The sequence below is a fragment of the Pseudomonas sp. B21128 genome (assembly GCF_044218865.1).
GTDB lineage: Bacteria > Pseudomonadota > Gammaproteobacteria > Pseudomonadales > Pseudomonadaceae > Aquipseudomonas > Aquipseudomonas iridis.
The window spans coordinates 358,077-381,289 of sequence record NZ_CP162590.1; the positions used below are offsets into that span (position 1 = coordinate 358,077).

Annotated in this window: 19 protein-coding genes; 9 read left to right on the forward strand and 10 right to left on the reverse strand. The window is 53.2% G+C overall.

What is annotated here, in order from left to right:
• Positions 1–5: 5 nt before the first annotated feature.
• From AB4P91_RS01600 to AB4P91_RS01610, 3 genes are all read right to left on the reverse strand, one after another.
• Positions 6–461, reverse strand: a complete 456-nt coding sequence (locus AB4P91_RS01600) for a hypothetical protein (RefSeq protein WP_395604173.1) — start codon at positions 459–461, stop codon at positions 6–8.
• A 12-nt stretch (positions 462–473) separates the two neighbouring features.
• Positions 474–1,340 carry a GTPase gene (locus AB4P91_RS01605; protein WP_052915314.1) on the reverse strand — a complete coding sequence of 289 codons (867 nt, stop codon included), beginning with the start codon at positions 1,338–1,340 and terminating at the stop codon, positions 474–476.
• Positions 1,341–1,917: 577 nt separating this feature from the next.
• Positions 1,918–3,195 (reverse strand): DUF445 domain-containing protein, encoded by a 1,278-nt coding sequence (locus AB4P91_RS01610; RefSeq protein WP_395604174.1) that lies wholly within the window; start codon positions 3,193–3,195, stop codon positions 1,918–1,920.
• A gap of 311 nt (positions 3,196–3,506) precedes the next feature.
• On the opposite strand from AB4P91_RS01610, the gene AB4P91_RS01615 reads away from it, so the two are divergent.
• The 5 genes from AB4P91_RS01615 to AB4P91_RS01635 all read left to right on the forward strand — a co-directional run bounded on the left by AB4P91_RS01615 (position 3,507) and on the right by AB4P91_RS01635 (position 11,582).
• Complete coding sequence (locus AB4P91_RS01615) at positions 3,507–4,157, forward strand: hypothetical protein (RefSeq protein ID WP_395604175.1); 651 nt, start codon at positions 3,507–3,509, stop codon at positions 4,155–4,157.
• A gap of 30 nt (positions 4,158–4,187) precedes the next feature.
• Entirely contained in the window at positions 4,188–5,279 is a 1,092-nt protein-coding gene (locus AB4P91_RS01620; RefSeq protein WP_275965736.1) for a YafY family protein, read from the forward strand.
• A gap of 107 nt (positions 5,280–5,386) precedes the next feature.
• Positions 5,387–8,002 (forward strand): PD-(D/E)XK nuclease family protein, encoded by a 2,616-nt coding sequence (locus tag AB4P91_RS01625; RefSeq protein WP_395604933.1) that lies wholly within the window; start codon positions 5,387–5,389, stop codon positions 8,000–8,002.
• A 2-nt stretch (positions 8,003–8,004) separates the two neighbouring features.
• A complete protein-coding gene (locus AB4P91_RS01630) occupies positions 8,005–11,190 on the forward strand; it encodes a UvrD-helicase domain-containing protein (protein ID WP_395604176.1) in 3,186 nt (1,061 codons plus the stop codon).
• A gap of 86 nt (positions 11,191–11,276) precedes the next feature.
• On the forward strand, positions 11,277–11,582 hold the full coding sequence (locus tag AB4P91_RS01635; RefSeq protein ID WP_010463627.1) for a hypothetical protein: 306 nt from the start codon (positions 11,277–11,279) through the stop codon (positions 11,580–11,582).
• A 338-nt stretch (positions 11,583–11,920) separates the two neighbouring features.
• Here the strand turns inward: AB4P91_RS01635 and AB4P91_RS01640 are convergent, their stop codons facing one another.
• The 3 genes from AB4P91_RS01640 to AB4P91_RS01650 all read right to left on the reverse strand — a co-directional run bounded on the left by AB4P91_RS01640 (position 11,921) and on the right by AB4P91_RS01650 (position 14,299).
• The gene (locus tag AB4P91_RS01640) at positions 11,921–12,898 is read right to left on the reverse strand and encodes a hypothetical protein (RefSeq protein ID WP_395604177.1); all 978 of its coding nucleotides are present in this window, start codon (positions 12,896–12,898) and stop codon (positions 11,921–11,923) included.
• Positions 12,899–12,979: 81 nt separating this feature from the next.
• A complete protein-coding gene (locus AB4P91_RS01645; RefSeq protein WP_238547530.1) occupies positions 12,980–13,342 on the reverse strand; it encodes a hypothetical protein in 363 nt (120 codons plus the stop codon).
• Between the two features lie 75 nt (positions 13,343–13,417).
• Positions 13,418–14,299: a hypothetical protein gene (locus AB4P91_RS01650; protein ID WP_395604178.1), complete on the reverse strand. Its 882-nt coding sequence runs from the start codon at positions 14,297–14,299 to the stop codon at positions 13,418–13,420.
• A gap of 100 nt (positions 14,300–14,399) precedes the next feature.
• Between AB4P91_RS01650 and AB4P91_RS01655 the strand changes: the two genes are divergently transcribed.
• The gene (locus AB4P91_RS01655) at positions 14,400–15,473 is read left to right on the forward strand and encodes a helix-turn-helix transcriptional regulator (RefSeq protein ID WP_395604179.1); all 1,074 of its coding nucleotides are present in this window, start codon (positions 14,400–14,402) and stop codon (positions 15,471–15,473) included.
• A gap of 168 nt (positions 15,474–15,641) precedes the next feature.
• Here the strand turns inward: AB4P91_RS01655 and AB4P91_RS01660 are convergent, their stop codons facing one another.
• From AB4P91_RS01660 to AB4P91_RS01675, 4 genes are all read right to left on the reverse strand, one after another.
• Positions 15,642–15,797 (reverse strand): hypothetical protein, encoded by a 156-nt coding sequence (locus AB4P91_RS01660; RefSeq protein ID WP_395604180.1) that lies wholly within the window; start codon positions 15,795–15,797, stop codon positions 15,642–15,644.
• Between the two features lie 246 nt (positions 15,798–16,043).
• Positions 16,044–16,712, reverse strand: a complete 669-nt coding sequence (locus tag AB4P91_RS01665) for an inovirus Gp2 family protein (protein WP_395604181.1) — start codon at positions 16,710–16,712, stop codon at positions 16,044–16,046.
• A gap of 491 nt (positions 16,713–17,203) precedes the next feature.
• Complete coding sequence (locus tag AB4P91_RS01670) at positions 17,204–17,383, reverse strand: AlpA family transcriptional regulator (protein WP_177095231.1); 180 nt, start codon at positions 17,381–17,383, stop codon at positions 17,204–17,206.
• A 78-nt stretch (positions 17,384–17,461) separates the two neighbouring features.
• Positions 17,462–18,811: a hypothetical protein gene (locus tag AB4P91_RS01675; protein WP_395604182.1), complete on the reverse strand. Its 1,350-nt coding sequence runs from the start codon at positions 18,809–18,811 to the stop codon at positions 17,462–17,464.
• A 211-nt stretch (positions 18,812–19,022) separates the two neighbouring features.
• Here AB4P91_RS01675 and AB4P91_RS01680 point away from each other — a divergent pair, with 211 nt between their 5' ends.
• From AB4P91_RS01680 to AB4P91_RS01690, 3 genes are all read left to right on the forward strand, one after another.
• Positions 19,023–19,796: a hypothetical protein gene (locus tag AB4P91_RS01680; protein WP_395604183.1), complete on the forward strand. Its 774-nt coding sequence runs from the start codon at positions 19,023–19,025 to the stop codon at positions 19,794–19,796.
• Between the two features lie 1,718 nt (positions 19,797–21,514).
• Positions 21,515–22,441 carry a PliI family lysozyme inhibitor of I-type lysozyme gene (locus tag AB4P91_RS01685; RefSeq protein ID WP_395604184.1) on the forward strand — a complete coding sequence of 309 codons (927 nt, stop codon included), beginning with the start codon at positions 21,515–21,517 and terminating at the stop codon, positions 22,439–22,441.
• 254 nt (positions 22,442–22,695) lie between these two features.
• Positions 22,696–23,067, forward strand: coding sequence for a DUF6124 family protein (locus AB4P91_RS01690; protein WP_395604185.1), 372 nt, complete (start codon positions 22,696–22,698; stop codon positions 23,065–23,067).
• Positions 23,068–23,213: the final 146 nt, after the last annotated feature.

Genomic DNA, 23,213 nt, shown 5'->3' on the forward strand with positions numbered 1-23,213 from the left:
GTGACTTATCCCAGCAATTCTTCTTTCAGGCGCTGAAGGCCCGTGATTTCTTTCTGAAGCGCGTGCGCCTGGACAGCTTGCTTGACCCAGATCGGGCTGAAGGTTACACCGGGGGCAATTGCCTCCAGGTGCTTCAACATGGTTTTTGGTTTGCTCGGCACCTTCTTGATTGCAAAGGCACGAAGGCTGTCAACGCTGACGTGCAACGCGCCCTCGTCGGCTCGATAGAGCACGGCGGGGTGCGTCGCAAACAAATCGTTCAGTTGGCCATCAACGTCGGCAACCAGTTGAGCCTTACGTTTTTCCAGGTCTGCCTGTTTGCGACGAGCAATGGCCTGTGCTTCGGCCTCACGGGCCTGAATGCGTGCCCGGCGTTCAGCCTCTTCTTTTTCTTCATCGTCGGAGCTAGTGAGGGCCGCAGCCACGGCGCCGATCACGGGTACCACCAAAAACCACCACATAGCAATGCTCTCTCAATCGGATTCAAGGGTTTCGTAGCGACTGATGCGTTCTCGGGTCGTGCTGACCAACTGATTCACACTCTGGCTCAACACTAGAAAAGCTTGTGATTGTTTGGCTTCGACGGCAGCCAGTGCGCGTTCACGCTTGGCGATGGCCTTATCGACAATGGCCTCCAACTTACCCAGACGCTGCTGATCTCGCGTACGGCGCACGGCGTGCAGTTCGCTTTCGGTGCGCTCGACAAATGCCTTCAAGTGCTGGTGCAGCAGGTTGATACCACTATGTTCGATAAGGGCGGGCTTTTGCTCCAACACGCCTTTGCGGTATGTCGTGAACGAGGTCGGGATCAACGTGCGAGGTGCCTTGAACAACGCCGAGAGGATGGCGCTGATTGCGTCCAGGCGATCCTGCCTTTGCTCCGACGCACTTTCGGCATGGGTCAGAACGACCAGTAAGCTGTCTTCGATATCAGGACGCCGCCGTTTCAATTCCTTAAGGAAGTTGATTTCTACGGTTTCCAGAGTGCCCGTGCCCAGGTTGTGGGCGAACAGGATAATGTCGGCAGTCGCCAAGCCACGCCAGGCGTGCTGGTCATCCTCGTTATTGGCGTCAATACCCGGAGTGTCTACGTAAGTAATCCCTCCATGGGTTAAGGTTTGCACCGTCTTAGTCGAGCGCACTGCTTTGGTTTCGAAGAATTCGTTTTCAAGATGGCCGGTCAATGCATTGAGCAGTGCGCTCTTGCCAGCGTTCATCAGACCACAGACCGCTATACGCAAAGTCCGGTCGACGGTCTTTCCCTCTTGACGCTCCTGATACAAACGCGCGAATTCAGCTGACTCGCGATTGAGCTGAATCAGCCAATTTTCAGCTGGCATGAAATGTCCTTATTGCAGTGTCGGAAGCGCTGGCGCATCCGGGATCAAACACAAGTTGCCCCCAAGTCATAACGTTCAGCGCGCACACTAGCGCCTGAACACCTGCAACCCGGATCATCCTTCAAGCGATATCACTTTGCCATGCATTGGTAACCTGTCAATCAAACGCAGATCTACAAGCAGCAATAAGGCGATGGGATGGACACTAAACAGGCCCCTGCCCCTTTCGCAAAAACTCGTTTTCCGCCTCCATTGACTTGTAAGACCGATACACCTCGTACCCTTTCTTGGCGATAACGACGAGGCCAACTGCGGCGAGAAAGTTTTTCAGCATGATCCATACTCCTGTTTATTGGCTGGTTTGAGCATGACCATGCCTCGCGACAAATTGCGTCGCCCCAAGAAAATCCATTTTAAATCGCCGAACCCGCTGTGACGGACAGGCTGATAACTTCATTGAAGGTTCAGTCGTTGGTCGCCTCAGCCTTTTGTTTTGTCGGCCTTCGCCTGGAAATCTTTAAGCGGCAAGCTCACTGGGGATTTACACTCTCCTGAGGACCACGATTCAAAGTGCTTCTCACATCTGTAATGCAAACTCAGTCCCAAGATGAATGATCACCCCCACCAGCCCTCCCACCAATGTTCCGTTGATACGAATAAACTGAAGGTCTTTGCCCACGTGTGACTCCAGTTGCTCCACCAGTTCCTTCTCGTTCCAGGCTTCGATGCGTTGAGCGATGTAGCGGCCGATCTCTGAGCGATAGCGCTCAACCAATGGGCCCGCCATTGCCAGAATCTGGTCGTTTATCCAGCCCTGCATCAAAGCGTCTTCGCTCAATGCTTCACCAAGCTTGCGAGTACCCTCCTCCAAGCGCTGGCGCGTTGTGGAATCGCTTCGAGTAATGTCTTCCTCGAACCAGTTCACTACATCGTCGACCATGTCAGTCAGGTAGCTGTGCAGTGCCGGGTGCTGAACGAGTTGAGCGCGCAGTTGTGCCGCACGCAAACGAAAAGCTGGCTCCTCCTTGAGCTTATGCACCAAGGCTACCAACTGCTGGTCGAAATGTTTGCGCAACGGGTGTTCAGTGTCGTGGTTGACCTCGCTGATCACGTCAGAGATTCGCTCGACCAACTTTGCCGATGACCAGTTGCCGGCAACGTTGTGCAGAGGCAGTTCCTTGCCGAAAACGTTGAACCGCAAGAACTCGAACTCCGTGGCCAGAACGTCGGCGATGCGTTTTTTTGTCGCTTCGCCTTGCAGTGAAATATCGACTTGATTCAATACGGCGTCGAGTACCTCCTGTGCCCTCCCATCATCGGTGAGCACCTCCAGCAACTGACCACTCATTTTTGCCAAATCAACTTCTTCCAGGCGCGCCAGAGCAGTGCTGCGTACAAACTGGCGCACACGCTCGTCACGCAGGGCGCCAATACCATGCCCAGCCAGCTTGACGGCTAAACCCGACAAGACTGCGGCGTTGTCTTCCTTCGACAGCCATTGCGCCAACCGCCTGGCAGTATCAAATTCGCTGACCTTCTGAAGTACCTGCTCACGTGAAAGAAAGTGAGTACAAATAAAGTCCCCCAGGTTGGCGCCAATACGCGCCTTGTTGCGCGGGATGATGGCCGTGTGAGGAATAGGCAATCCCAAGGGGCGTCGGAACAGGGCAGTAACGGCAAACCAGTCGGCGATAGCGCCAACCATCGCAGCCTCGGAGAAGGCTTTCATATACCCCCCCAACACGGGATGGGAGTGGATCAACATCAAGGCTGCGACATAGAGCGCTGCCGCCAACAAGAACAACCCAGACGCTATTGCCTTCATCCGCGCCAACGGCGAATCGAGTTTCAACATCAAAAAACCTTAAATGTAAGTAAGCAATGGAGGTCTTCGTCACCCGCTTCCGCGACCATTGGCCTCAATTTTTTGTCTCGGGCCTAGATATGAGCCTGCGCTGGATGGACACACAATGCGTTATCCAAAACACATGCCCTATAACGTATCAGTGAATAGATACAGAACTTTATTACGTGATAGCTTAACGCCATATCGCGTCATAATGTGTCGCAGGGGCTCATTGAATGCTCAATCCCGCCCCTCATCCGCCGATAAAACCATGATCCTCAAGGTCCCGCGGATCCCCTCAGCCAAAGGAAGCACCTGGAATGGATTACCAGTCACTCAAGACACGCCACCGTAACGAACGCGACGCGCACCACCCCAACCTTGCGCTACGGGTTCACCGAGCCCTGAGCTGGCTCAATCGTGCGGAACAGGCAGAGGACGTTGACGGGCGCTTCATCTTCCTCTGGATCGCTTTCAACGCTGCCTATGCCACCGATATTGATGAGCAGCATCGATTGTCCGAACAGGAGGCATTCAAGGCTTTCCTGCAAAAACTTTGTACGCTGGACACCGAGCATCTAATCGAAAAAATGGTTTGGTCAGAGTTCTCCGGGAGCATACGTGCACTGCTAGACAACCCTTACGTTTTTCAAAGCTTCTGGGACTTCCAGAACGGCAAGATCACTGAAGCCATGTGGGAGGAGCGCTTGCTCAACGGCAAACGTAGCGCACATGCAGCACTGGCTGGCCGCGATACAGCAAAAGTGCTAGGAGTGATGTTTAACCGCATCTATACCCTTCGCAACCAAATGATTCATGGCGGAGCCACCTGGGACGGCAGCGTCAATCGCACACAATTGCGTGATTGCTCCAACCTGCTGGCAAAGCTCGTGCCCCTGGTGATTCTGCTTATGCTCGACAACCCGAAAACACTTTGGGGCGATGCCTGTTATCCGGTAATCAAGTCATAACTTGCCTCTCGCCTGCACAAGGAAAATCGCGTGCCGTCAGCCAAATCGCACTCCACTGTCAGCCGCCAGTGGGAACTGCTCAAACACCTGCCCAAACGTGAATCAGGTATTACAGTCACCGAGTTGCTGGCACGACTGGAGTCTTCCGGCTTCAAGATTAGCCGGCGCACCGTTGAACGTGACTTGATTGATCTGTCGCTGGTTTTCCCGTTGCAGTGCAGCGAAAACATCACGCCACAAGCCTGGTACTGGACTCCTGGCGTAAATGTGGAACTGCAAGGCATAACGCTGACCGAAGCCTTGAGCCTGACACTGGTTGCAGACGCGATCCGCCCGTTGTTGCCCTCTAGCATGCTCAGTGTGCTGGAGCCGCGCTTCGTGCATGCGCGGCAGAAGCTCAAGGGATTGGAGGACGATAACCCGGCTGCCCGTTGGCTGGAGAAGGTCGCCAGTGTGCGACCGGACCTAAACCTGCAGGCGCCGGATATCGACCCACTATTGCTGGAAACATTGCAGAGGGCACTGATTAATGAGCGTCAAGTGCAATGTCAGTATTACTCGGCACACACCGACAAACTCAGTGAACTGACACTCAATCCATTAGCCATGGTGCAGCGTGGGTTGGTGACCTATTTGATCGCCACAGCACATCCGTATACCGATGTGCGCCAGTTTGCGGTGCATCGTTTTCGCAATGTCGATCAGCTCGATAAACCCGTAGAGGGATTACAGGCATTTGACTTGTGTGCGTACCTGGCCAGTGACGCCTTGCAGTTCGGCACCCCCGAAAAGATTCAGTTTCAAGCTTGGGTTAGTGAGCATCAGACGCGGCTGATTCGTGAGACACCATTGAGTGCCGATATGACGCTGGAGCCGTTGGAGGATGGCTTTCGAGTACGCTCGACACTGAGCAACACCTGGCAGTTGCACTGGTGGATTTTGTCCCTGGGCGACTCAATGGTGGTGGAGCAGCCGCCCGAGCTGCGGGCTCAGATTGGCAAAACACTGCATCGTGCGGCGGCAGCCTACCGGCCACTGGATTCAGTGGCGGATGCAATAGGTACCGTGGTTTCGCTACAAAACCTGGCAGGCGCGACACAAACCGTCGCACTAGGTTCGTAGGGTAGCGCCACGTCGCTGATCAGCAGTCTATTTTTCCTTATGCAACAACGTGCCAATCACGGTGCGTTGAACCACCAGCGTTCACAAGGAGCGTCAACGTGTCAGAAATGCTTATCACGTTCGGCATGCAACTCGATGGTCAGCGGGCAACCCGAGCCAGTAATCGATTAGGGGCGTTGACCGTCGGGCCACAGGGACTGCTGGATATCCTGGAGACCCAGCTGGGCCTAGTGGCACGTCAGCCTTGTGCGGCACAACGTACAGCCACGTACCGCGATTGCCTGGCGCACTGCAATAACCCACTGCGCTTCTATCATGCCAGTTTTTCCGCCGATGAATTGGGGGTGGCTGCTGCATTGCTGGCCTGGCGGGATGATTTGTATTTGCACGGTTGGGATGGGTGCGTCGGTGCCGACGCCAGCCAACGTCTGAAAGACCTTGCCGAGATCGAGACTCAAGCTCGCGTGCAGGTCGCCCCTTCCATGGGACAGCGCTTGGAGAATGTTGCCAAGGCGTTGGACTCTCGTCGCCCCCCGATCAAGACCGTGCTTTTGGCTGACGCTTTCGAGTGTTATCCACTTGCCTGGCAAATGGTGCTGAATCACCTGCCTAACGGGCGCCTGGAGATACCGGAGGGTACGGCTCAAGGTTTTCTGGGGCAGTTGCAAATGCAATTGCGCCAGAGCATTGCCGGTCTAGAGGTCACGCCCATTCAATGGCAAGAAGATGGCACAGTGCAAGTTGTTCAAGCGCAAACTCGAGCATTGGCCGCCAGCTGGCTGAGCCGCTCACTGGGCCAGGATACCCCCACCTTGCTGGTGACGGGTGGCGTGGGTGGTTGTCTTGATGGTCATTTTATCGGTGCCGGCCAGGCTCGCCATGGCCTCAATGGCAGCAGCAATCTGCGCCCTGCCCTGCAGGTATTGCCACTGGCCATGGAGCTGCTTTGGGCACCAGCCAACTACCCGGCACTCCTGCAGTTTTTGACCCACTCGATATGCCCGATTCGTTTGTTTGCACGTCGGCGCTTGGCAACCAAAATAGCAAGCTCACCCGGCCTCGTCGGGAGCAAGTGGGAGGATGCACTGGAGGAAATCGCAGCGCATTACGCTGCAGATGCGCCCGACGTACTTGCCTCGATTGACGAGTGGCTGAATATGCCCACTTTTACGACTGACGACGGTGTGGCGCCCAGTGAGGTGCTGGTACGTATCGAACGGTTGTTGAAGTTTTTTAAAGCACGCCTGGGGCACCAAGAGCCCGCGCATAGATTCGCGGCTCAGGCAGGTTATGCTCAGTGTGAAGCGGCACTAGACTCCCTCAAGACCTTGCATCTACAAGGTGTGGAGCGGTTAAAACCGCGGCAGTTGCAGCAGGTCATCGAGCAAGCCACAGCCAGCGGCGTGGATAATCCATTGCTGGCCGCACAAGTCGGCGCCCACTTGAGCGTCTCGCGTCCAGGTGCGGCCATTGAGCAAGCCGACACAGTGATCTGGTGGCACCTGAGCATGCCGGTGTTACCGCCCCTATCGCCCTGGTCCAAGGCCGAACGCATTCAATTGGCCGATGCCGGGGTGGTGGTACCGGACGGTGCCACACTGCTGACTCAAGCAGCCCGTGACTGGCTGCGACCAGTCCTGGCAGCAAACTGCCGGCTGATACTGGTACTCGCGCCACCACGGGAGGAAAGCCACCCGCTCTGGCAAATGATCGAAGCCGTTGTGCAGCAGCCAAAGGTGCATATTCTCGAGGAGCTTCTGCATACCCCCGGCCCGCTTTGCCAAGCCCAAGCATCGGCGCCACTGCCACTGCGCAAACGCTGGTGGCGCCTGCCACCCGACATCCCGATCGATACGCCTGAGAAAGCGTCTTTCTCGAGCCTCAACCTGCTGCTGTTCAACCCTTATCAATGGTTGCTGCAATACGCAGCCAAGATTCAGGCGTCCAAAAGCCAGAGCCTGAGCGACGGTTTTTTGCTCTATGGTTCGTTGACCCATCGCCTGGCTGAGCACTTTTTCACTCGGCCGGACGCGCTGAGCATGAGCACCACAGATTTCAACAGCTGGTTCTCGACCCATTTCCCCCGTGTGGTACGTGAAGAAGGGGCGGTGTTGTTGATGGAGGGACGCGGTGCCGACCTGGCAACACTGCGCCATCGTGCGCTGCGTGCTTTGAATCGACTGCGAACGCACTTTCTCAATGCTGGCATCACGGTCGTAACGTCTGAACAGGCGCTGGTCGGTCGTTTCGAGGGTGGCGCATTGGGCGGCTCTGCTGACCTGGTATTGACCACTGCGCTAGGACATCGAGCCATCGTCGACATGAAGTGGTCGGGGGGCAAGAAATACCCGGAGCAGCTCAAGGCAAACCGCCATCTGCAGTTGGCGATTTATGCCGAGTTGCTTCGTCAGGACAGCGGTTCATGGCCTTCCTTGGCCTATTTCATCCTTGAGTCCGCGCGCCTGCTAACCCCGGATGACCAAACCTTCAGAGATTCGGAGCAGGTGCCTGCCAATCCGCCAAGCTCAACGCCAAAACTGTGGCTCAGCTTTACCGATGCCTGGAAGTGGCGGCAGGCGCAACAGGCAGAGGGGCTGTTTGAGGTTGCCCTGCAAAGTATTGAAGAGGATGAGGACTCGATCCCTCCCGATCAGGCGATGCCGATGGAATACCTTAATGAAGCCTACAACGACTACCTGGCCTTGGCCGGTTGGGAGCAATGACAATGCAGACCACCGCACACATCACTTTTATCAGTGCTGGCGCCGGCAGCGGCAAAACCCACCGGCTTACTGAAATACTGCACCAGGAGTTGCTCGATCAGCAGGTCCAGCCTTCGGGGGTGATCGCCACGACCTTTACCCGAAAAGCAGCTGCCGAGCTGCGCGAGCGGGTCCGTAGTCACCTTCTAAAGCAGGGTCAAATAAACCTGGCCACCGCCATGGGCCAGGCCCGTATCGGTACCGTCAACAGTATTTGCGGGCAATTGCTTGAACGCTTTGCATTCGAAGCCGGCATGCCGCCCGAGCAACGTGTGCTGGAAGAAAACCAGGCAGCCCTGCTGCTGAACAAGGCGGTTGACCGGGTCCTTGATGGTGAGCGCCTGGATAATCTACTCGCTGTCGCCCGACGCCTGGGACTTGAAGACACTTATCAACAGGGCGACTTTGCCAATACCAATTGGCGCGATGAGCTGCGCAAGCTTTTGAATCAGTTGCGTACCAATGACATTGATCTCGAACTGTCTCGTGGTTTTGCTACCCAAAATGCCGACGACATGCTGAAGCATTTCCCCAAACCGACCAAAACCGACTTGAGTGGAGAGTTGCTGCACAGCATTCCCGAGGTGCTGGCTCTGTTACAGGCAGCTAACAGCGACAAAAAGAACACTGAAGGCTACATAGCGTTGCTCACCCGCTTCCAGTATGAACTGCAGCATGACAACGCCCGCTGGAGTGATTGGGCGAAACTGGCGAAGGAAGCCCCTGAGGCCAAGCTCAAACCATTGGTAACAACCCTGTCTGAAACCATTGGCCGCTATGCCGAACACCCGGATCTGCATCGCGATATCCGCGCCTACCTCGAACAGGTTTTCGGCCTGGCCATTGATGTATTGAAAGTGTACGAACACAGCAAACGTGAGTTTGGCGTACTGGACTTTGCCGACCAGGAACACGCCTTGCTCAAGTTGCTGGACAACCCAGCCGTTGCGCAGGTGCTCGAGGATGAGCTCGATTTAATCATGGTCGACGAATTCCAGGACACCAGCCCGATGCAGCTGGCGATTTTTCTCAAGCTTTCACGCTTTGCCAAAAAGGTTTACTGGGTCGGGGATATCAAGCAGGCGATTTATGGTTTTCGGGGCAGCGACTGTGCGCTGATGCAAGCCATCCTCAAGGCATTGCCCGATATGGGTGGCAAAAAAGAGGTATTGCCTCACTCTTGGCGCTCACGTACCGAACTGGTCGAACTGGCGAATGATGTATTCAACAAGGCCTTCGCCAATAGCCTGGAAACAAAGGACGTTGAGCTGATACCAACCCGTACGGATCAACTACCTGGCCCTGCCTTCGCCAATTGGGTACTGGACGGCAAAAATGCCGAATTGCAAGTCAACGCATTGGCCGAGGGGATTGGCCAACTGCTGGCTAGCCGTTATCAGGTATTCGATAAAACCCGCCAGGAAGCCCGAGCGGTGCGTTTGGGCGATATCACTGTGCTTTGCTACTCCCACAGTAACGTCGCGAAAGTAACAGCAGCCCTCGCTACTCTGGGCATCCCCTGTTCCACAGCACAACCAGGACTGCTGGCAACCGCAGAGGCAACTCTGGCACTGGCGTGTTTGCGCCGATTGAACGACCCGGCCGATACCCTGGCAACAGCACAGATCATCTCGTTAACCGAAACCGAAGGACCGGAAAGCTGGGTTGCCGAGCGCCTGCGCTACCTCAATGCCGGACACCCCAAAGCGCAGTGGCGTGAACTGAGCCTCGGCGAGTATTCGCAACACCCACTTGTGGCGGCCGTTGCACAACTGCGCACAGATCTGCCAGTGCTCACACCGGTAGAGGCATTACAACGGCTGATCGCCGAGTGCGATTTACCAACACGTGTCAGCGTCTGGTCAACCTCGACAGCGCTGGCGCAAAAGCGCTTGGCCAACCTGGATGCATTGATCGATCTCGCGCAGCAATATGAGGATCTCTGCCGAAATGGATTAGGGGCGGCATCCATCTCCGGGCTGTTGTTGTGGCTGGACGAAATCGCCAACGCCAAAAACGATGCACTGGCCACTCCTGCGCTGGATGCCGTTCAAGTGATGACTCATCACGCCAGTAAAGGTCTGGAATGGCCGGTCGTGATTTTGATGGATCTGGCACGCGATATCAGCGACCGGTTATGGTCAGTCTCGGCTCAGTCCAATAGCGCATTCGATCCACATAAACCGTTGCATGACCGCTTTATCCGCTACTGGCCATGGCCGCTGGGCAAACAGAAAACGGTTCCGTTGAGCGAAACGTTCGAACAAACCGCCATAGGCCTGGCGTGCCGGGCTGAAGCCTTTGAAGAAGCAAAACGCCTGCTCTATGTGAGCATGACCCGCGCCCGAGACCTGCTGGTCATTGCCCGTTCGAGTAGAAAAATCACAGGAGAGTGGCTCGACACTGTCCAGGCACCCTGGTTGATGACACCTCCCGGGCTGTCGACTTTGAAACTGCCGAATGGAAAAGAACTGCGCGCCGATTGCCAAACGCTCACTGCCAGTGATTCACCTGTGCCAGTGGCGGTAATTGAACAGAATCTGCACTGGTTTGCCCCGGTACAAGTGATCCAGTCTCGTTTGCCACTGGGCTTTCAACCGTCCAACGGTGGCGCTCGCGCCAGCACCGCAGGCCGCAATACATGCCGGATCGGCACTCGGATCGCATTCCAAGGCAGCCCGGAAATGAGTGCATTGGGAACGGCCATTCATGCCAGTTTGTGCCTTTCATTCACTGACCCCAACTGCCCCCTCACCTTAGACGAAGTGCAGGACCTGTTGCAGAGCCACGCAGTGCACGAGCACGTAAATGCCAGTCAGGTCATCGCACAGCAATTGGCCTTGCACGCCTGGATCGAATCCCACTGGCCAGCGGCCAAAGCCATGGCTGAATACCCGGTGCAACAGTTGCTGCGCTCGGGTCAGGTACTCAATGGTCGGATCGATCTTCTGCTGGACACAAAAGATGGCTGGGTGCTCATTGACCACAAATCCAACCCGGCGCCCGAAGCCCAGTGGAGGCGATTGGCCGAGGAACATGCGGGTCAGCTTGATGCTTACGCCCAAGCGATTGAGGCGGCATCGGGGCGGCCTGTCATCGCCGCATGGCTCTTTCTGCCGGTGGCCGCGGGAGCGATTCAGGTTTTTTAGCCGCCGGCGTGATTCCACATTCGCGTAAACGACCAATCACGGCGGTCGGGTTGATCTCGGCCGCTGACATCACTAGGAAAAAAACCATGACGCTGTATGAATCAATCCTGCTGGAAGTGCACAACGGTGCGCTGAGCGAACCCTTTGAAGTGCAGGAACTGACTAGCGAACGTCGTCGGGTCATGTGCTCTGTAGAGCAGAAGCTGGTTGAAAAATATCGGATCGGATTCGAGTTCTTTATGGAATCGACGATCGGGACGACCATCGCCAACTACGCGCAGGACGAGCAGACGGGAGTCGGCGGCTACAATGTCGAACAGGGTGCCGAAGCAAAGTACCTGCGAGTCAAGCCTGGCGTATACAAAGTAAAAGAACTGAATGGTGCGCTATAGCTGCTAGGCAAAGTTTCAGGCTCAGGACTAACCAAATAATCGCTTTACTTTTGCCACGGCCACTTCCAGGGCCGTGGCTTGTTCCATCTTTACATCCCGACTTTTACAACGCGGGCAAACCTCAGGACAGTCTTCGAATCGCAAGACATCACTGAGCGGGACAACCGTTTGGCTCCAACCACAATCTTTGCAACGCATGGTGAAAGGACGCACTGGCCTGACCATAGAAACTCCTCATTCTGTGGGCACTCACTCCAGACTACAGCAGGGAGCGACAAGATGAGTCGTTAGCCGAAATCAGATCCGAGCCTAGCGATGCCGTTCATTGACAGAATGTCTTAGAAACCTCGAGCAAGATGGCTTCGCGTCCATAGATGCCGACAGTCCTTGCACTCGAAATCCTGCGTCACCTCATGGTCCGTCACGGTCACCTGCCGTGACTTGCGCTGCCCTGTCAATCTGTCGATGACAAGACGCTCCACGGATCGGACTTGATAAACCGCCTCATAATAGCGAACCATCTTTATCGCTCTACGGTGACAACTGGGACACTCTTTGTTTTTCTGGTGTTCGATCCAAAGGATCTGAAGATGGGGAATTAGCCAGCTTGAGGCGCTGAGCACTCCAGCGATGATCAACTGGTCCGTCGACTTGACCGAGAACGTGATGATCTCCAACGCGCCAAGCACGCACAGCCCACCAAAAAAACTGCCCCAGAGTACAGCCCAGAGCAGTCGATATTTACACAATTGCCGATAGCGCGACTCGCGGCTGGCATTCTGTTCAGCGAACGTTGTGTCTTCTGTCCGTACGGCTACGCCACTGACGGCTGACAAATACTCGTCACCATCGAAAGCGTTGTTATAGAACTGCTGAGCCTGCAACTGTAGTTGGGCACAAAACTCGTCCGGAAGAACCGTGTGCTCATTTTTCTCGTCAGATTGAAGCTTGAGCTTCAGTACTTTGGCATCACACAGACAGCGAAGAACCTTTTCAGATGGCTCGATGAAAAACATACCGATTTCGAAAAAGCTCCCCCCTCGAAATTCGCTGCTTTTGCCTGTCAGGTACTTCAACTCGATCCGCCGACCATCGACCAACAAGGTCAATTGAGAGGGCAGCCAGCCGCCCGGGCGCGAGGTCTTTATCTCAACATCAAGAATCATGCGGTCTGAAGCAGGACGAATATTGCGGCGCCACGAGAAGGTGATTTCATTCTTTCCAGAACGATACTGGCAGTGACGCAGGTGCTGAATCGTGGTGAGACCATCGAACTCATCACGTTCAACGGACACAAAATCGGACTTGATGTCCATCAAGACACCCCTTGCAGACTGATACACAGTTGATGCTCGTTAAACACCGCATCCGTATTGAATACTGGGCTGCTGGGTGTTTTATGGTCCTGTGTCCGGTTTCTTGGCGCGTGCCTCTGCCAGCATCTCGTCCAGTTGAGCCAGCAAATCATCTGCGCTGATCTCTACAAACTCCCCGCATGATGCGGCCAAGATCTTCTCGGCGAATTCAGCGCTGTACTCCGGGTGAGGGTAGTCCGGGTCAGTTTTATCGATTGCTGTGAAGCACCACTCGCCGCCCACTTCCTGGCCCATAAGGCTATCGGCCTCCTGCAGGCCAAATAGCGTGGATTGATACTTCGCATCACAAAGATTTGGGTATGCCTGCATCACGGCCTTTCTCAAGTCACCAGCGCTGATTCCGTCAGCGGCGAGCTGCATAATCAAAGCCTGCAACGGATTCATGTCACGCATCCTGTACCTCACTCATTCAGAATGACCTCCCCGCCAAGCAAAGGGGAGGAAGTTGTCGACCAGGTTTTAAGCCGCAAAAGCTGGACGCTGATCGCCCAAGTCGTAGCCAATCATGAAGAGTGCAGCCTCCAGTGCGCGCAGCGGGTCATTCGGAGAGGGAACCACATGGAAACGGCTGCCGGCGGCGTCTGGATGCGCCAGGACCGCACTCAATACCCAACTGGCGCGCATATTCCACATTGCGTGATGGTGACCTGAGCGCAAGCCCTTGAACTTAAGCCCGCCGGTACCAGGGTCGCGGCGCTTGGGAGCGAGCGTATTTTCTCCTTCCTTGGCAGCTGCCCAAGGGAAGCACAGCGCTTCAGGTACCTTGGACAGCCCATGCGCTTGGCAATGCTTCACGACCAACCAGCCCAGTCCTGCCGCAACACGGCTGTCGTAGATGATGAAGTCCTTGCAGAGCAAGGAGTAAACTTTGGTCATCCCAGAATTGAAGCGAAGGCTTTTCGAACGCAAGACAGGTGCCTGATCGTCGCCGGCAACTATCGCAGCTTGTACGCCTTGCAGCATTCGGCCAAGCCCCACATTATTCGCCTTCAGCCAGTCCGCATTGCGGGCTATAACGCCGCCCCAGCGCATGACGTCGACGGCTGCCTCAAGAGTGTGTGAGTCGCTCCCAGTAGCGCTTACCAGATCCTGACGCAAGGCGGACAAAGCGATCCCGTTGCTGCTGGAACATACGCCTGGATTGAATCCCAAGCGGGCATTACCCGGGTGATTCCAACGGTAGTTTTCGAAGGCGTTATACAGGCTGCTGCATGTCCATTTCTCACCGCTACGACGATTGACGTACTGGTGCTTGAAACACGACTCAGAATTGAGCTCAGAGGCCAGCCAGCGGATGAATCCAGAAACGTGGGGAAGGGCTAGATAGGTTTGGCTGTTCATGAAATGCTCCTGTGGGCTGGCGCTTGTAGTCGCAGGATTGCTTGCCAGCCAGAACATAGTCCCAGCAGATAAACCCACTTTTTGTCCCTGAGCTTCTGCCATGATCAATCATCACCGACGCCGCACCACTTTGCGCAAAATCCTCCAACGCTATGGCAAGTCTATGTCGACGGCGGATATCCACAGTGAACTATGTCGGTGGTTCGATGATTCCAGTCTCCATATAAAAACCACACTGCGTGACCTCCAGGCTCTGACCGCAGCCGAGTTTGTAGCCAAAGGTGAAGCTGGCTCGGATAAAAAATCAAAATACTGGAAATCCGGTCGTGGCAGCTTCGACTTGACGCTTTCCCCCACAGAGGCAATGACGTTGGCAGCTATTTTCGACCACGCAGAGCGCTTCGGCTTCAAGGCCCACACAGAACAACTTGTCGATCTACGCGAATACGCAACCACGGAAATGACGAAGCGCTCCACGCGAACACATGTGTGGACAAAGCGAATCACTACTGGGACCCGATTTACGCTGCTCAGGCCAGGTAAATATGATCCTGCACACCTAACCAGAATCCAACAGGCCATTCTGGACGATGCTTCGCTTGAGGTGACCTACCTGCCAAGAGACGCCAGCGGCGTCGAATGCATCTACTTACTCAAACCCTTGGCCCTCTCATATCAGGATTCAAACGTCTATCTGTCGGCATACGTGCTCGAGGAGCAATGGCCGGAGGGGCATACGCCTTCACCAAACACCCGCCGCGGCAAGTACAGCAGCAACGGTCCCAAGACGATGTGCGCCCTCATGCTGCATCGAATGGCAGAGGTCAAAGCGAGTTGGCTAAAAATAGCTGACCCGGAAAACTACGACGTCAATTCGCTTGAAGCCCAAAAGCACCTAATGACAATACACGGCGATGACCCCGTACAACTCAAACTACGTCTTGGCCCCAACCTGCAAAATCGGCTTACCGAGAACCCGTTGGCTGAAGACCAGGTCGTAGTGCAATACGCCGATGACAAGTGGGACTTGAGTTGCACTCTCCACGACACCCAAGGCCTACGCCTGTTCCTGCTCAGCAATGCTGGGGATATTGAAGTGCTCGAGCCCCCGTTAATCCGAGCGCACGTGCGCGATACTCTTCGTCGCGCAGCGAGTGTATACGCTGGCGATTAATTGCCTGGCCACAGATTTGATGTAATGTTGGCTGAGGGTTTCAACCACATCACCAATTAGGATGGTTCCCTGACTCGGCCAGGGAACTGAAATGGTGGTATCGCCCCCTAGCGATACCTTACGGTGAAGATTTTCATTATCCTTCACCACCACGTAGCTATTCCGTTCCTAGTCGACCAATTGCCGCTCCATGGCCGTCAGGTCGAGCAGCATCTGCTGGAAATGCGCCCAGTCGAAGAAGTACTCCCCCGCGCCTTGGCTATAGGTGTGGCCCCCATAGGCGATCAACCATTCGATCTGCTGCAGACGGATGCGACGCTGCACTGCGTGTGCCGGTGAGTTCCATTTCGATGCTCATTTGTCCGACGTCGATCCGAGGCCCGTCAGGTTGGTCATCCGTGACCGGCTGGCTCCGCGCCTGACCACATCCAGTGGACATGTCTTCAGGATATTTCGCCATTCTGGACACACTAACAACGCGCGCATGCTTTCACTGACGCCGGGGCCGTGAGGAAAACAAACAAAACTGGATCGAACGCCACCATGGTGATGATCAGCTAAACCATTAGCTTACCCCCGGCTGCATCCGAAGCCATGGGATCCATCACCATAACGCTTTGTCGCAGCTTTGCAGAGGTAGCTCGCGCGTCGAAACAGTTCAGGCAACTGATCCACATTCCCTGGCCGAACATTCCGATCTACTCGGAATTCTGCGTTAGGCGGGATATGTACCAAGCCCCGCACTTGCTCAACCTCGCACTTCAGTGCACTGGCCCAAGCTTCTTGCATACGGCTGATCATGTTGGGTCTCTGTGGCTGCAATCGCCCTACTGTGTAGTAGGCGTCTCTATTCAGCAAAATCAACAGGTGGTAATGCGGTCGCCCTCCACAGCCCACCTCCCTCGCCCAGACGTAACGCACCCTGCAGTCATGGGCGTATTTGTACTGCTCACGCGCCTTATCACGGTTATGCTCAATTTTTGCTTTGAACGACTCGATGAACCTACTGATCACACGATTTGACAAAGCGTCATCTGTAAACCCCATCAGACGCGCAAGACGTAAATCCACCCTGAATGCAATCACCCTAGGATACTGATCAAGGGCAAGGTTAATGGTGCGATTCAGCGCTTCAAGGTACCCAAGTATAAAAGGTCCTTTTTCAACCATTATCGGCAGGCCTTGAAACGTAGCTGCTGAGTACAAACGAAGATTACGATTTTCGGAGAAACGAAGCATGGTTACTACCTACTTTACTGAAGATCATATCTTCAGTCAGCTCGGTAGTTATTTACACGCTCTACATAGCCCATTGAGCCAGACTTCAATGAGTCGCTCACACATCTAACAACACCAATGACGTTTACCTATGCCATATTGCCAGTTACTAGGCATTGATCAGGCAACCATCACAGATACCCTTTGAAGGGGTATCTATGCCCTTAACCTTATGGCTCACTATGCATCATATTCTACATAAACGGTAGATTTGAGTTATTAGAAGGCAATACTTCAAACACTAAAGCATATTACCCGCACCGAAAAACTCATCACTTGAAACACAAGGGGAAGTTAAACATTCCTGTTCAGGACCAAGGAAACCAACACAACCAAAAGGTCCGGCAAAAAAACATCATGCCCGGAAATCAACCGGGCATGATGTTTTCATTGAAAGCAAATGAAATCTAAAAAGCAAGACCAGATATCGCAAGCATGCTAATCAACCCTAACTAATTGCGTTCTGCTACCCTAGCCTGAATCCACGCAAAAACTTCAGACTCTACCCACCCGACACTTCGACCGCCCAGCGTAATGGGCTTAGGGAATATCCCTTCTGCAATGTACTTATATACCGTCGACCGGGCCAGACCTGTTATCTCAACAACCATTTTCATTCGTAGTATGCGCATGACCAACTCCTCAAATCCGTACACAGGATCTGGGAAGCCGATAAAGTTTTACTGCCCACCACCAACCTGCCGAATGTCTTACCCTCGATATCGATAGCGCGTAGGAGTATGAACCTTAGTAAGCAGACCAAAACGATAACGATCCTCTTCGGAGAGTTCCACCTCGTCAGAAAACCTCTCACACACAGGCTCGCCATGGATGTTCCTATTCATGACATAACACTCCCCCGCTCGAAACTCTTGATGGGGAACAATTAACAACGACCGACCAAAAGAGAACAGACCAAAATATCCACCGAGGTCAAAACTCGGCAGAATCTGCAGCCCAGCAATTTCGTACGGAAACCCCTTAGCACTTAATATCACACCTTGGACGCGACGAGCCATCAGAACAACAACTTCATAAATAAACTCAAAAAACAGCTCACCTAGCAGGTTGTCAATTTCCAGATCTTGCCCTAACCCCACCCCCTTACTGAAACCCTTCTTAATACGCATCAGCAATTCATCATCAGACCTAAACTCACCTACCTCAAAAGCTTTCCAATGCTTGGACAGCAGCATCGACGCGTATTCCTCCAATCTAACTTGGAGCACTCTTGGGGATTCGCCATTCTTGGCGAAAGAAGAAAACAATCTTGCCAAAGCATTAAATCGATCGCTATCCGGCAGCATTCCAAAAAATTTCTTATACCTCTCAAACCTAAGCCACTTACCTATTTTAGCCGACTCAATGAGAGCTCCGACCTCATTACACTCCCCGACACCCCCACTGGCGTTCGAAATGGCAGTCAGCACAATCGTTCCCGAACTGCCTTCTGGGAAAACATTATGATCAAAATTAATAAAATAAACCGACTTTGAAACACCCAATACAACAGACATTGTAACCCCAGGAATCACCCCTCTCATTACCCTCAGAGCGATAAGCTTGTGAACCTGCGCCTTTATTCTCTCTCGATTTAGGCCGGTTACCTTGGATAGCTTGGATACTCCGACTTCTCGTACAATCCCAAATTGATCGGCGTAAAGAAGCAGGGTGGATAGTAGCAATCGATTACAGACACTAAGACTGCCCTTACGCTCTTCCGCAGCATGCAGCAAATGATCGATTCTCGATCGATTTATCACATTAGATGTTTCGTTCCAGTTTTCCAGCAATCGGGCTAACTTACTCGAAGCTCGATACTCGCTCTTAGGACGTCCCCGCCCGATGACGATAGGGGTGCAGATCAAAAGATCTTCTGCCACTAATTCAGACAGAGCGCCAGATACCACACGATCCGTGGCACCTGACACCTTTGCTAACTCCTTAACCCCGATCGTGATCGACTCGCCCAGCCCGTACAACTGCACCAGCCTTACGAGGACAAACTTCGCTTCTGGGCTGATCCCAGCCAATCCAAGACCCAACAGGACGCAGTGCACCACTACCCTTCACCCCTCTAGAAAAGCAGCCATTACATCGCAGAAAAACACCCTATTTCAAGTACAATCAGAGAAGCGTATGCTACTCCGTAACGTCACTCCGTAACGTTCAACGTAAAAACAACTTTTACTGCAATAAATGCATTAGCGGGGGAATGCCTTGGAAAAGCCAAAAAAAAGACTTGAATGGATAGAAAGGAACAACCCAGACATGCAGCAATGGGCCATTCGATACTTGAATGGTAAAGGGGCAGACATCTCCAAACAAACCACCTACGACGAACTTGTAAGATGGTCTGGAAACTGGCCTGAGAATAGCGAAAAAAGAGAGCTTCTGAAGAACATGAAAGGTGCTTGGCGCCAGAAAAAACTCCGGGAAAGCAAAGACGGGCGACAAGCGAACAACTTCATAATTTCACTTCTATCAAAGCGAAAGCTGAAAAATTTGGCATCATCAAGAAAAGCCACTATTACTGAAACCCTGGAATGGTTAATCCAGAGCGGATTCGAACTAAAAGAGCAATACAAGACTCAAGCAAGGACTCTGAATGAGGACAATCTTAAAAGCCTACGAAACGAGCGGAACGCAGCGTCCATACTCGCTTCAAAACTAAGCGAAACCCTAACCGAAATATGCAAACTAAAACTTCAGATTGAAACCCTGGCGCCTGACCATCAAACACTTCCAACCCCACCAAAAGAAAAAATCGAAGAACTTTTTAATATAAGAAAAACAACATTACTAAGCACAAACTCCATTTTTGACGCCGAGGACATAAGAAAATATAGAAAACTAATAAAACCAAAAATCCAGAGCCAGGTAAAGGACAAGGACAAGGACAAGGACAAGGACAAGAGCGATGAAGAGATCATAGACATCATCTCCTCAATACCTGAATTAACAAAAAAGCGCCAACAAGAATCCGCGACGACATCTCATCAGCCGCCCCGAACCAAACCAGAAGATCATTCAGAAAAAATATAAAATCCCTTTTCAGAGAAATACCGCAACCTCCATAGCAACCTCAATAACTTCGCGATCATTATGAATCCAACTCCAGGTGTTGCTATTTAAAGCTGCAAGAGATAGAACTATAGATGCAGATGCATGACTACATACTAGAAGCAAACCTGAAAAGCATTAAACAGCAACCTGACAACTAGCCGAGCTAACCATTTTTTACTCAAAACGAAGCAGTCCATGGCGCGAAAGTTAAACTAAGTACTGCGGAAATTTAGATCATAGCAACCTTCAAAATGCCAGGATCATGGCGAGATTTGGTATTTGATCTAAGGCACGAGGAATAGTGAAAGGCTGATAGTTCAGACAGGTGACATAGTGCTGATCGTGAGGATGAGAACAGTTCAACTCCCGCTCTCGAACTTCCGCCTGTAGTACACCGGTGAGAGTTTAGTTTTTCGGAAAAATATCGAAATCATGCTGGCCATTTTCAACAGTCTATCGTGCTAGCCAGCACCCCACTCCTGACGATAGGACTCGGATAACTTTGATACACTAAGGCCAAGATTTACTACGTCACCCAGCACCTGCAGACGCCACTCCTAAGGCTGACCATTGATTACAACTTGATACCTGTGAAGTGGCAGCATTTCTGCCTTAACTCTGCTGCCCTGGAATAGGTAGTCAAGTTCATCGGTGCGTCGATTTGCGCCAACTTCAGATGTTGCTGCAGGAAACTCCTTCAGTACGGGGCTACTGATGCGATCCACTTGCGGATCAGCTCCATGAACTCAGGGCAATTTATATATTATTTACCATATGAATCATGTACTGCTGAGTTTCGATCATAATTTCCGAACCTGCTTTTCATACAGGCTGTTTAGGTCTAGTGGGGTACCCACCCTTGGTCGTTTGTACCGGCAGGAACAATTCCAGAGAACGGTAAATGAGGACTAAATCCTTCTTGGACTCTGCAGGCTTGAAGAGTATTTTTTGAGTATCGAAGTCACCAGCCCGGCAACTGTGTAAAGCTATTCGTAGGTGTGCTAAGTAAGATCGTACCTACCGCATGAGGAGCGTCCTTGAAAAACCAATGCTTCACAATACTTCAAAGTTTCTAGATCATCTGTATCTGGCAGCTTGAGCGCTGTTTTCTAGAGCGCGAACGACTCATCATTACTGTTAGATGAAGATCCACTTTGATATGTTATTCACAAGCCTAAGTGTCTCAGCACTATCAATTAAGGCGTACTTAAAATCGCACTACTGCGCACAGCGATTCTGAACAACTGATTCGCAGACTCCGGGTACTGATCCTGGGGAGCGGACCTCTGGACTGGAGGTGGCGCTGACAACCTTCCCCAAGGCTCAGGTTAAAATTTGTTCAACGGACCTCGCCGGTGTTCGAGCCCTGTGGAAAAGAAACAGCTGTTAGCTGAGAGGAGCTTGTCGGTGGGGCCGCGCCTCAGTCACCTTTCACAGCCGCCCTGGGTTATCAATGTCCTTAAGATCGGTATTCCAAATAGTATTCCTCAAAGAATATCAATTTGTTTTATTTCTTTAAAATCAACAAATTATGAAACCTGTTCAGATTACCCCGGCCCACCAATTCAACGAGAAAGCCCGCCCAGTGCGGGCTTTGTCGCATCTGGAGATCGGGATTTGATCACCAGCCCGGTTGGACGCGCGTGCCGCCCCGGATCTATGCTTCGGAGCACACAGGCAATAACCCAAGGAATCTCATGAACATCTGGCTCGGCGCCGCACTGGCGGCCCTACTTTCACTGTCTGCCCACGCCGCGACTACCGACATCTCGCCAAGAATCCAGCAGGTCAACTACAAAAGCGGCTATGGCAGTGTGCAGTTCAAACAGTCGATCAAGGGCTATAAAACGGCTGAGTACAAACTCAACGCCAAGGCTGGGCAGATACTGACCGTGGACTTCAAGCCCACCAACACGTCTGCCTACTTCAACATCACCGCCAAAAACTCCGATTACGCTTTGTTCAACGGCTCGATGATGGGTAATCACTTTCTCGGCTCGCTGCCCGCCGATGGCGAGTACACGGTGCAGGTCTATCTGATGCGCAATGCTGCCCGGCGCAATGAAGTGGCCGATTACGCGATTTCACTGAGCCTCGCCAACGGCGACGCTGTGGATAACAACGCGGCATTCGACCAGAACCTGGAGCTGCAGGGCATCCATTTTCATGTAAAAGCGGATCAGGTCGATGGCAAATCCATCGTGCGTATCGAACCCAAGGGCCTGGAAATCGACAACACGGTGCAGACCCGTCCGCTCAACGGCAATATCGTCCGCGCCGAGATTGGCGATCTGAATAACGACGGTTCGCCTGAGATCTACGTCTTCACTCGCACACCCGGGCGCGGTATGCCGGGCGAACTGATCGCCTACTCCGCCAACAACAAAAAATCCCTGAGCGAAATCTATCTGCCGCCCATCAGCGAGAACCCGAAAATCGCCGACGGATATCAGGGTGAAGACTCATTTGCCGTAGTGGAGAACACGCTGGTGCAGCGCTTCCCGGTTTACAACAACGCCGACGCGGGTGCGGGCCGGACGGGGAAGATGCGGCAGGTTCAGTACAAGTTGGTGGCGGGAGAGGCCGGGTGGATTTTGCGTGAGGATAAGGTGACGGAGTATTGAGTCAGGCGCTCTTTCCAGTCGACAAGAAAGAGCTCGCTGCAACGAGCGTTTCTAAACTCACAGCCCCCGGCAGTTATCCATTCATTGCTCTCACTTCCTACATTTCACGTCCTAGGAAATTTCCTTCAACACGCGTCGACTTTCATGAACTGGTGCACCAATTTCCACGGCGCTACCCTCACGCTTCGCTGCCATCCAGCGGGCGGTTTGCCAGGCCGCATCCGCAGAGATCGTTCACTCCACGGAGCTACGTCATGAAAAAAATCACCCGACTCACGCTTGTCGGTCCGGCCCCGGCCGACGCGCAAACGCCCGGCCAGAAAACCCACGCCAGCGTCACCGGCTCAAACCAACGCAAACCCCGCCGTACCGTGCCACTCAAGCAAATGTTCAGCGTGCGCGAAGATGTCGACACGATGACCCTGCTCACACATGCCAGTGACCTTCTCGAATCCCTCGCGCTCATCAGCGCAAACTTTGCCGATGAGTGCGACGGCTCCCAGCGCCATATTGCGGTGGCCATCAAGCAATTGAGCGCATTGGCCGAGATTGTGGTTTGCCGGGCACGGGATCAAGTTGTGCAGCAGGGATCGCCCGCTTCACCGCCCCCTGAAGTGCGCCATTGATGGCTCAAATGGGCGCGGAACGAGCGCTTGTCAGACCGGGTCAGGGCAGCTCATCGAGATGAATTTTTCTTCACTGCTGCGACTCAACCAACGTTGTAAAGTCCGCTCGCTCATTCAAGAAACTACGGTTCGCCCGCGGCTCTCCC

Bases quoted from the DNA above. Each gene is read 5' to 3' on its own strand.
- AB4P91_RS01600 (WP_395604173.1), bottom strand. From the start codon at position 461: ATGTGGTGGTTTTTGGTGGTACCCGTGATCGGCGCCGTGGCTGCGGCC.
- AB4P91_RS01605 (WP_052915314.1), bottom strand. From the start codon at position 1,340: ATGCCAGCTGAAAATTGGCTGATTCAGCTCAATCGCGAGTCAGCTGAA.
- AB4P91_RS01610 (WP_395604174.1), bottom strand. From the start codon at position 3,195: ATGTTGAAACTCGATTCGCCGTTGGCGCGGATGAAGGCAATAGCGTCT.
- AB4P91_RS01615 (WP_395604175.1), top strand. From the start codon at position 3,507: ATGGATTACCAGTCACTCAAGACACGCCACCGTAACGAACGCGACGCG.
- AB4P91_RS01625 (WP_395604933.1), top strand. From the start codon at position 5,387: ATGCTTATCACGTTCGGCATGCAACTCGATGGTCAGCGGGCAACCCGA.
- AB4P91_RS01630 (WP_395604176.1), top strand. From the start codon at position 8,005: ATGCAGACCACCGCACACATCACTTTTATCAGTGCTGGCGCCGGCAGC.
- AB4P91_RS01635 (WP_010463627.1), top strand. From the start codon at position 11,277: ATGACGCTGTATGAATCAATCCTGCTGGAAGTGCACAACGGTGCGCTG.
- AB4P91_RS01640 (WP_395604177.1), bottom strand. From the start codon at position 12,898: ATGGACATCAAGTCCGATTTTGTGTCCGTTGAACGTGATGAGTTCGAT.
- AB4P91_RS01645 (WP_238547530.1), bottom strand. From the start codon at position 13,342: ATGAATCCGTTGCAGGCTTTGATTATGCAGCTCGCCGCTGACGGAATC.
- AB4P91_RS01650 (WP_395604178.1), bottom strand. From the start codon at position 14,299: ATGAACAGCCAAACCTATCTAGCCCTTCCCCACGTTTCTGGATTCATC.
- AB4P91_RS01655 (WP_395604179.1), top strand. From the start codon at position 14,400: ATGATCAATCATCACCGACGCCGCACCACTTTGCGCAAAATCCTCCAA.
- AB4P91_RS01665 (WP_395604181.1), bottom strand. From the start codon at position 16,712: ATGCTTCGTTTCTCCGAAAATCGTAATCTTCGTTTGTACTCAGCAGCT.
- AB4P91_RS01670 (WP_177095231.1), bottom strand. From the start codon at position 17,383: ATGCGCATACTACGAATGAAAATGGTTGTTGAGATAACAGGTCTGGCC.
- AB4P91_RS01680 (WP_395604183.1), top strand. From the start codon at position 19,023: ATGCAGCAATGGGCCATTCGATACTTGAATGGTAAAGGGGCAGACATC.
- AB4P91_RS01685 (WP_395604184.1), top strand. From the start codon at position 21,515: ATGAACATCTGGCTCGGCGCCGCACTGGCGGCCCTACTTTCACTGTCT.
- AB4P91_RS01690 (WP_395604185.1), top strand. From the start codon at position 22,696: ATGAAAAAAATCACCCGACTCACGCTTGTCGGTCCGGCCCCGGCCGAC.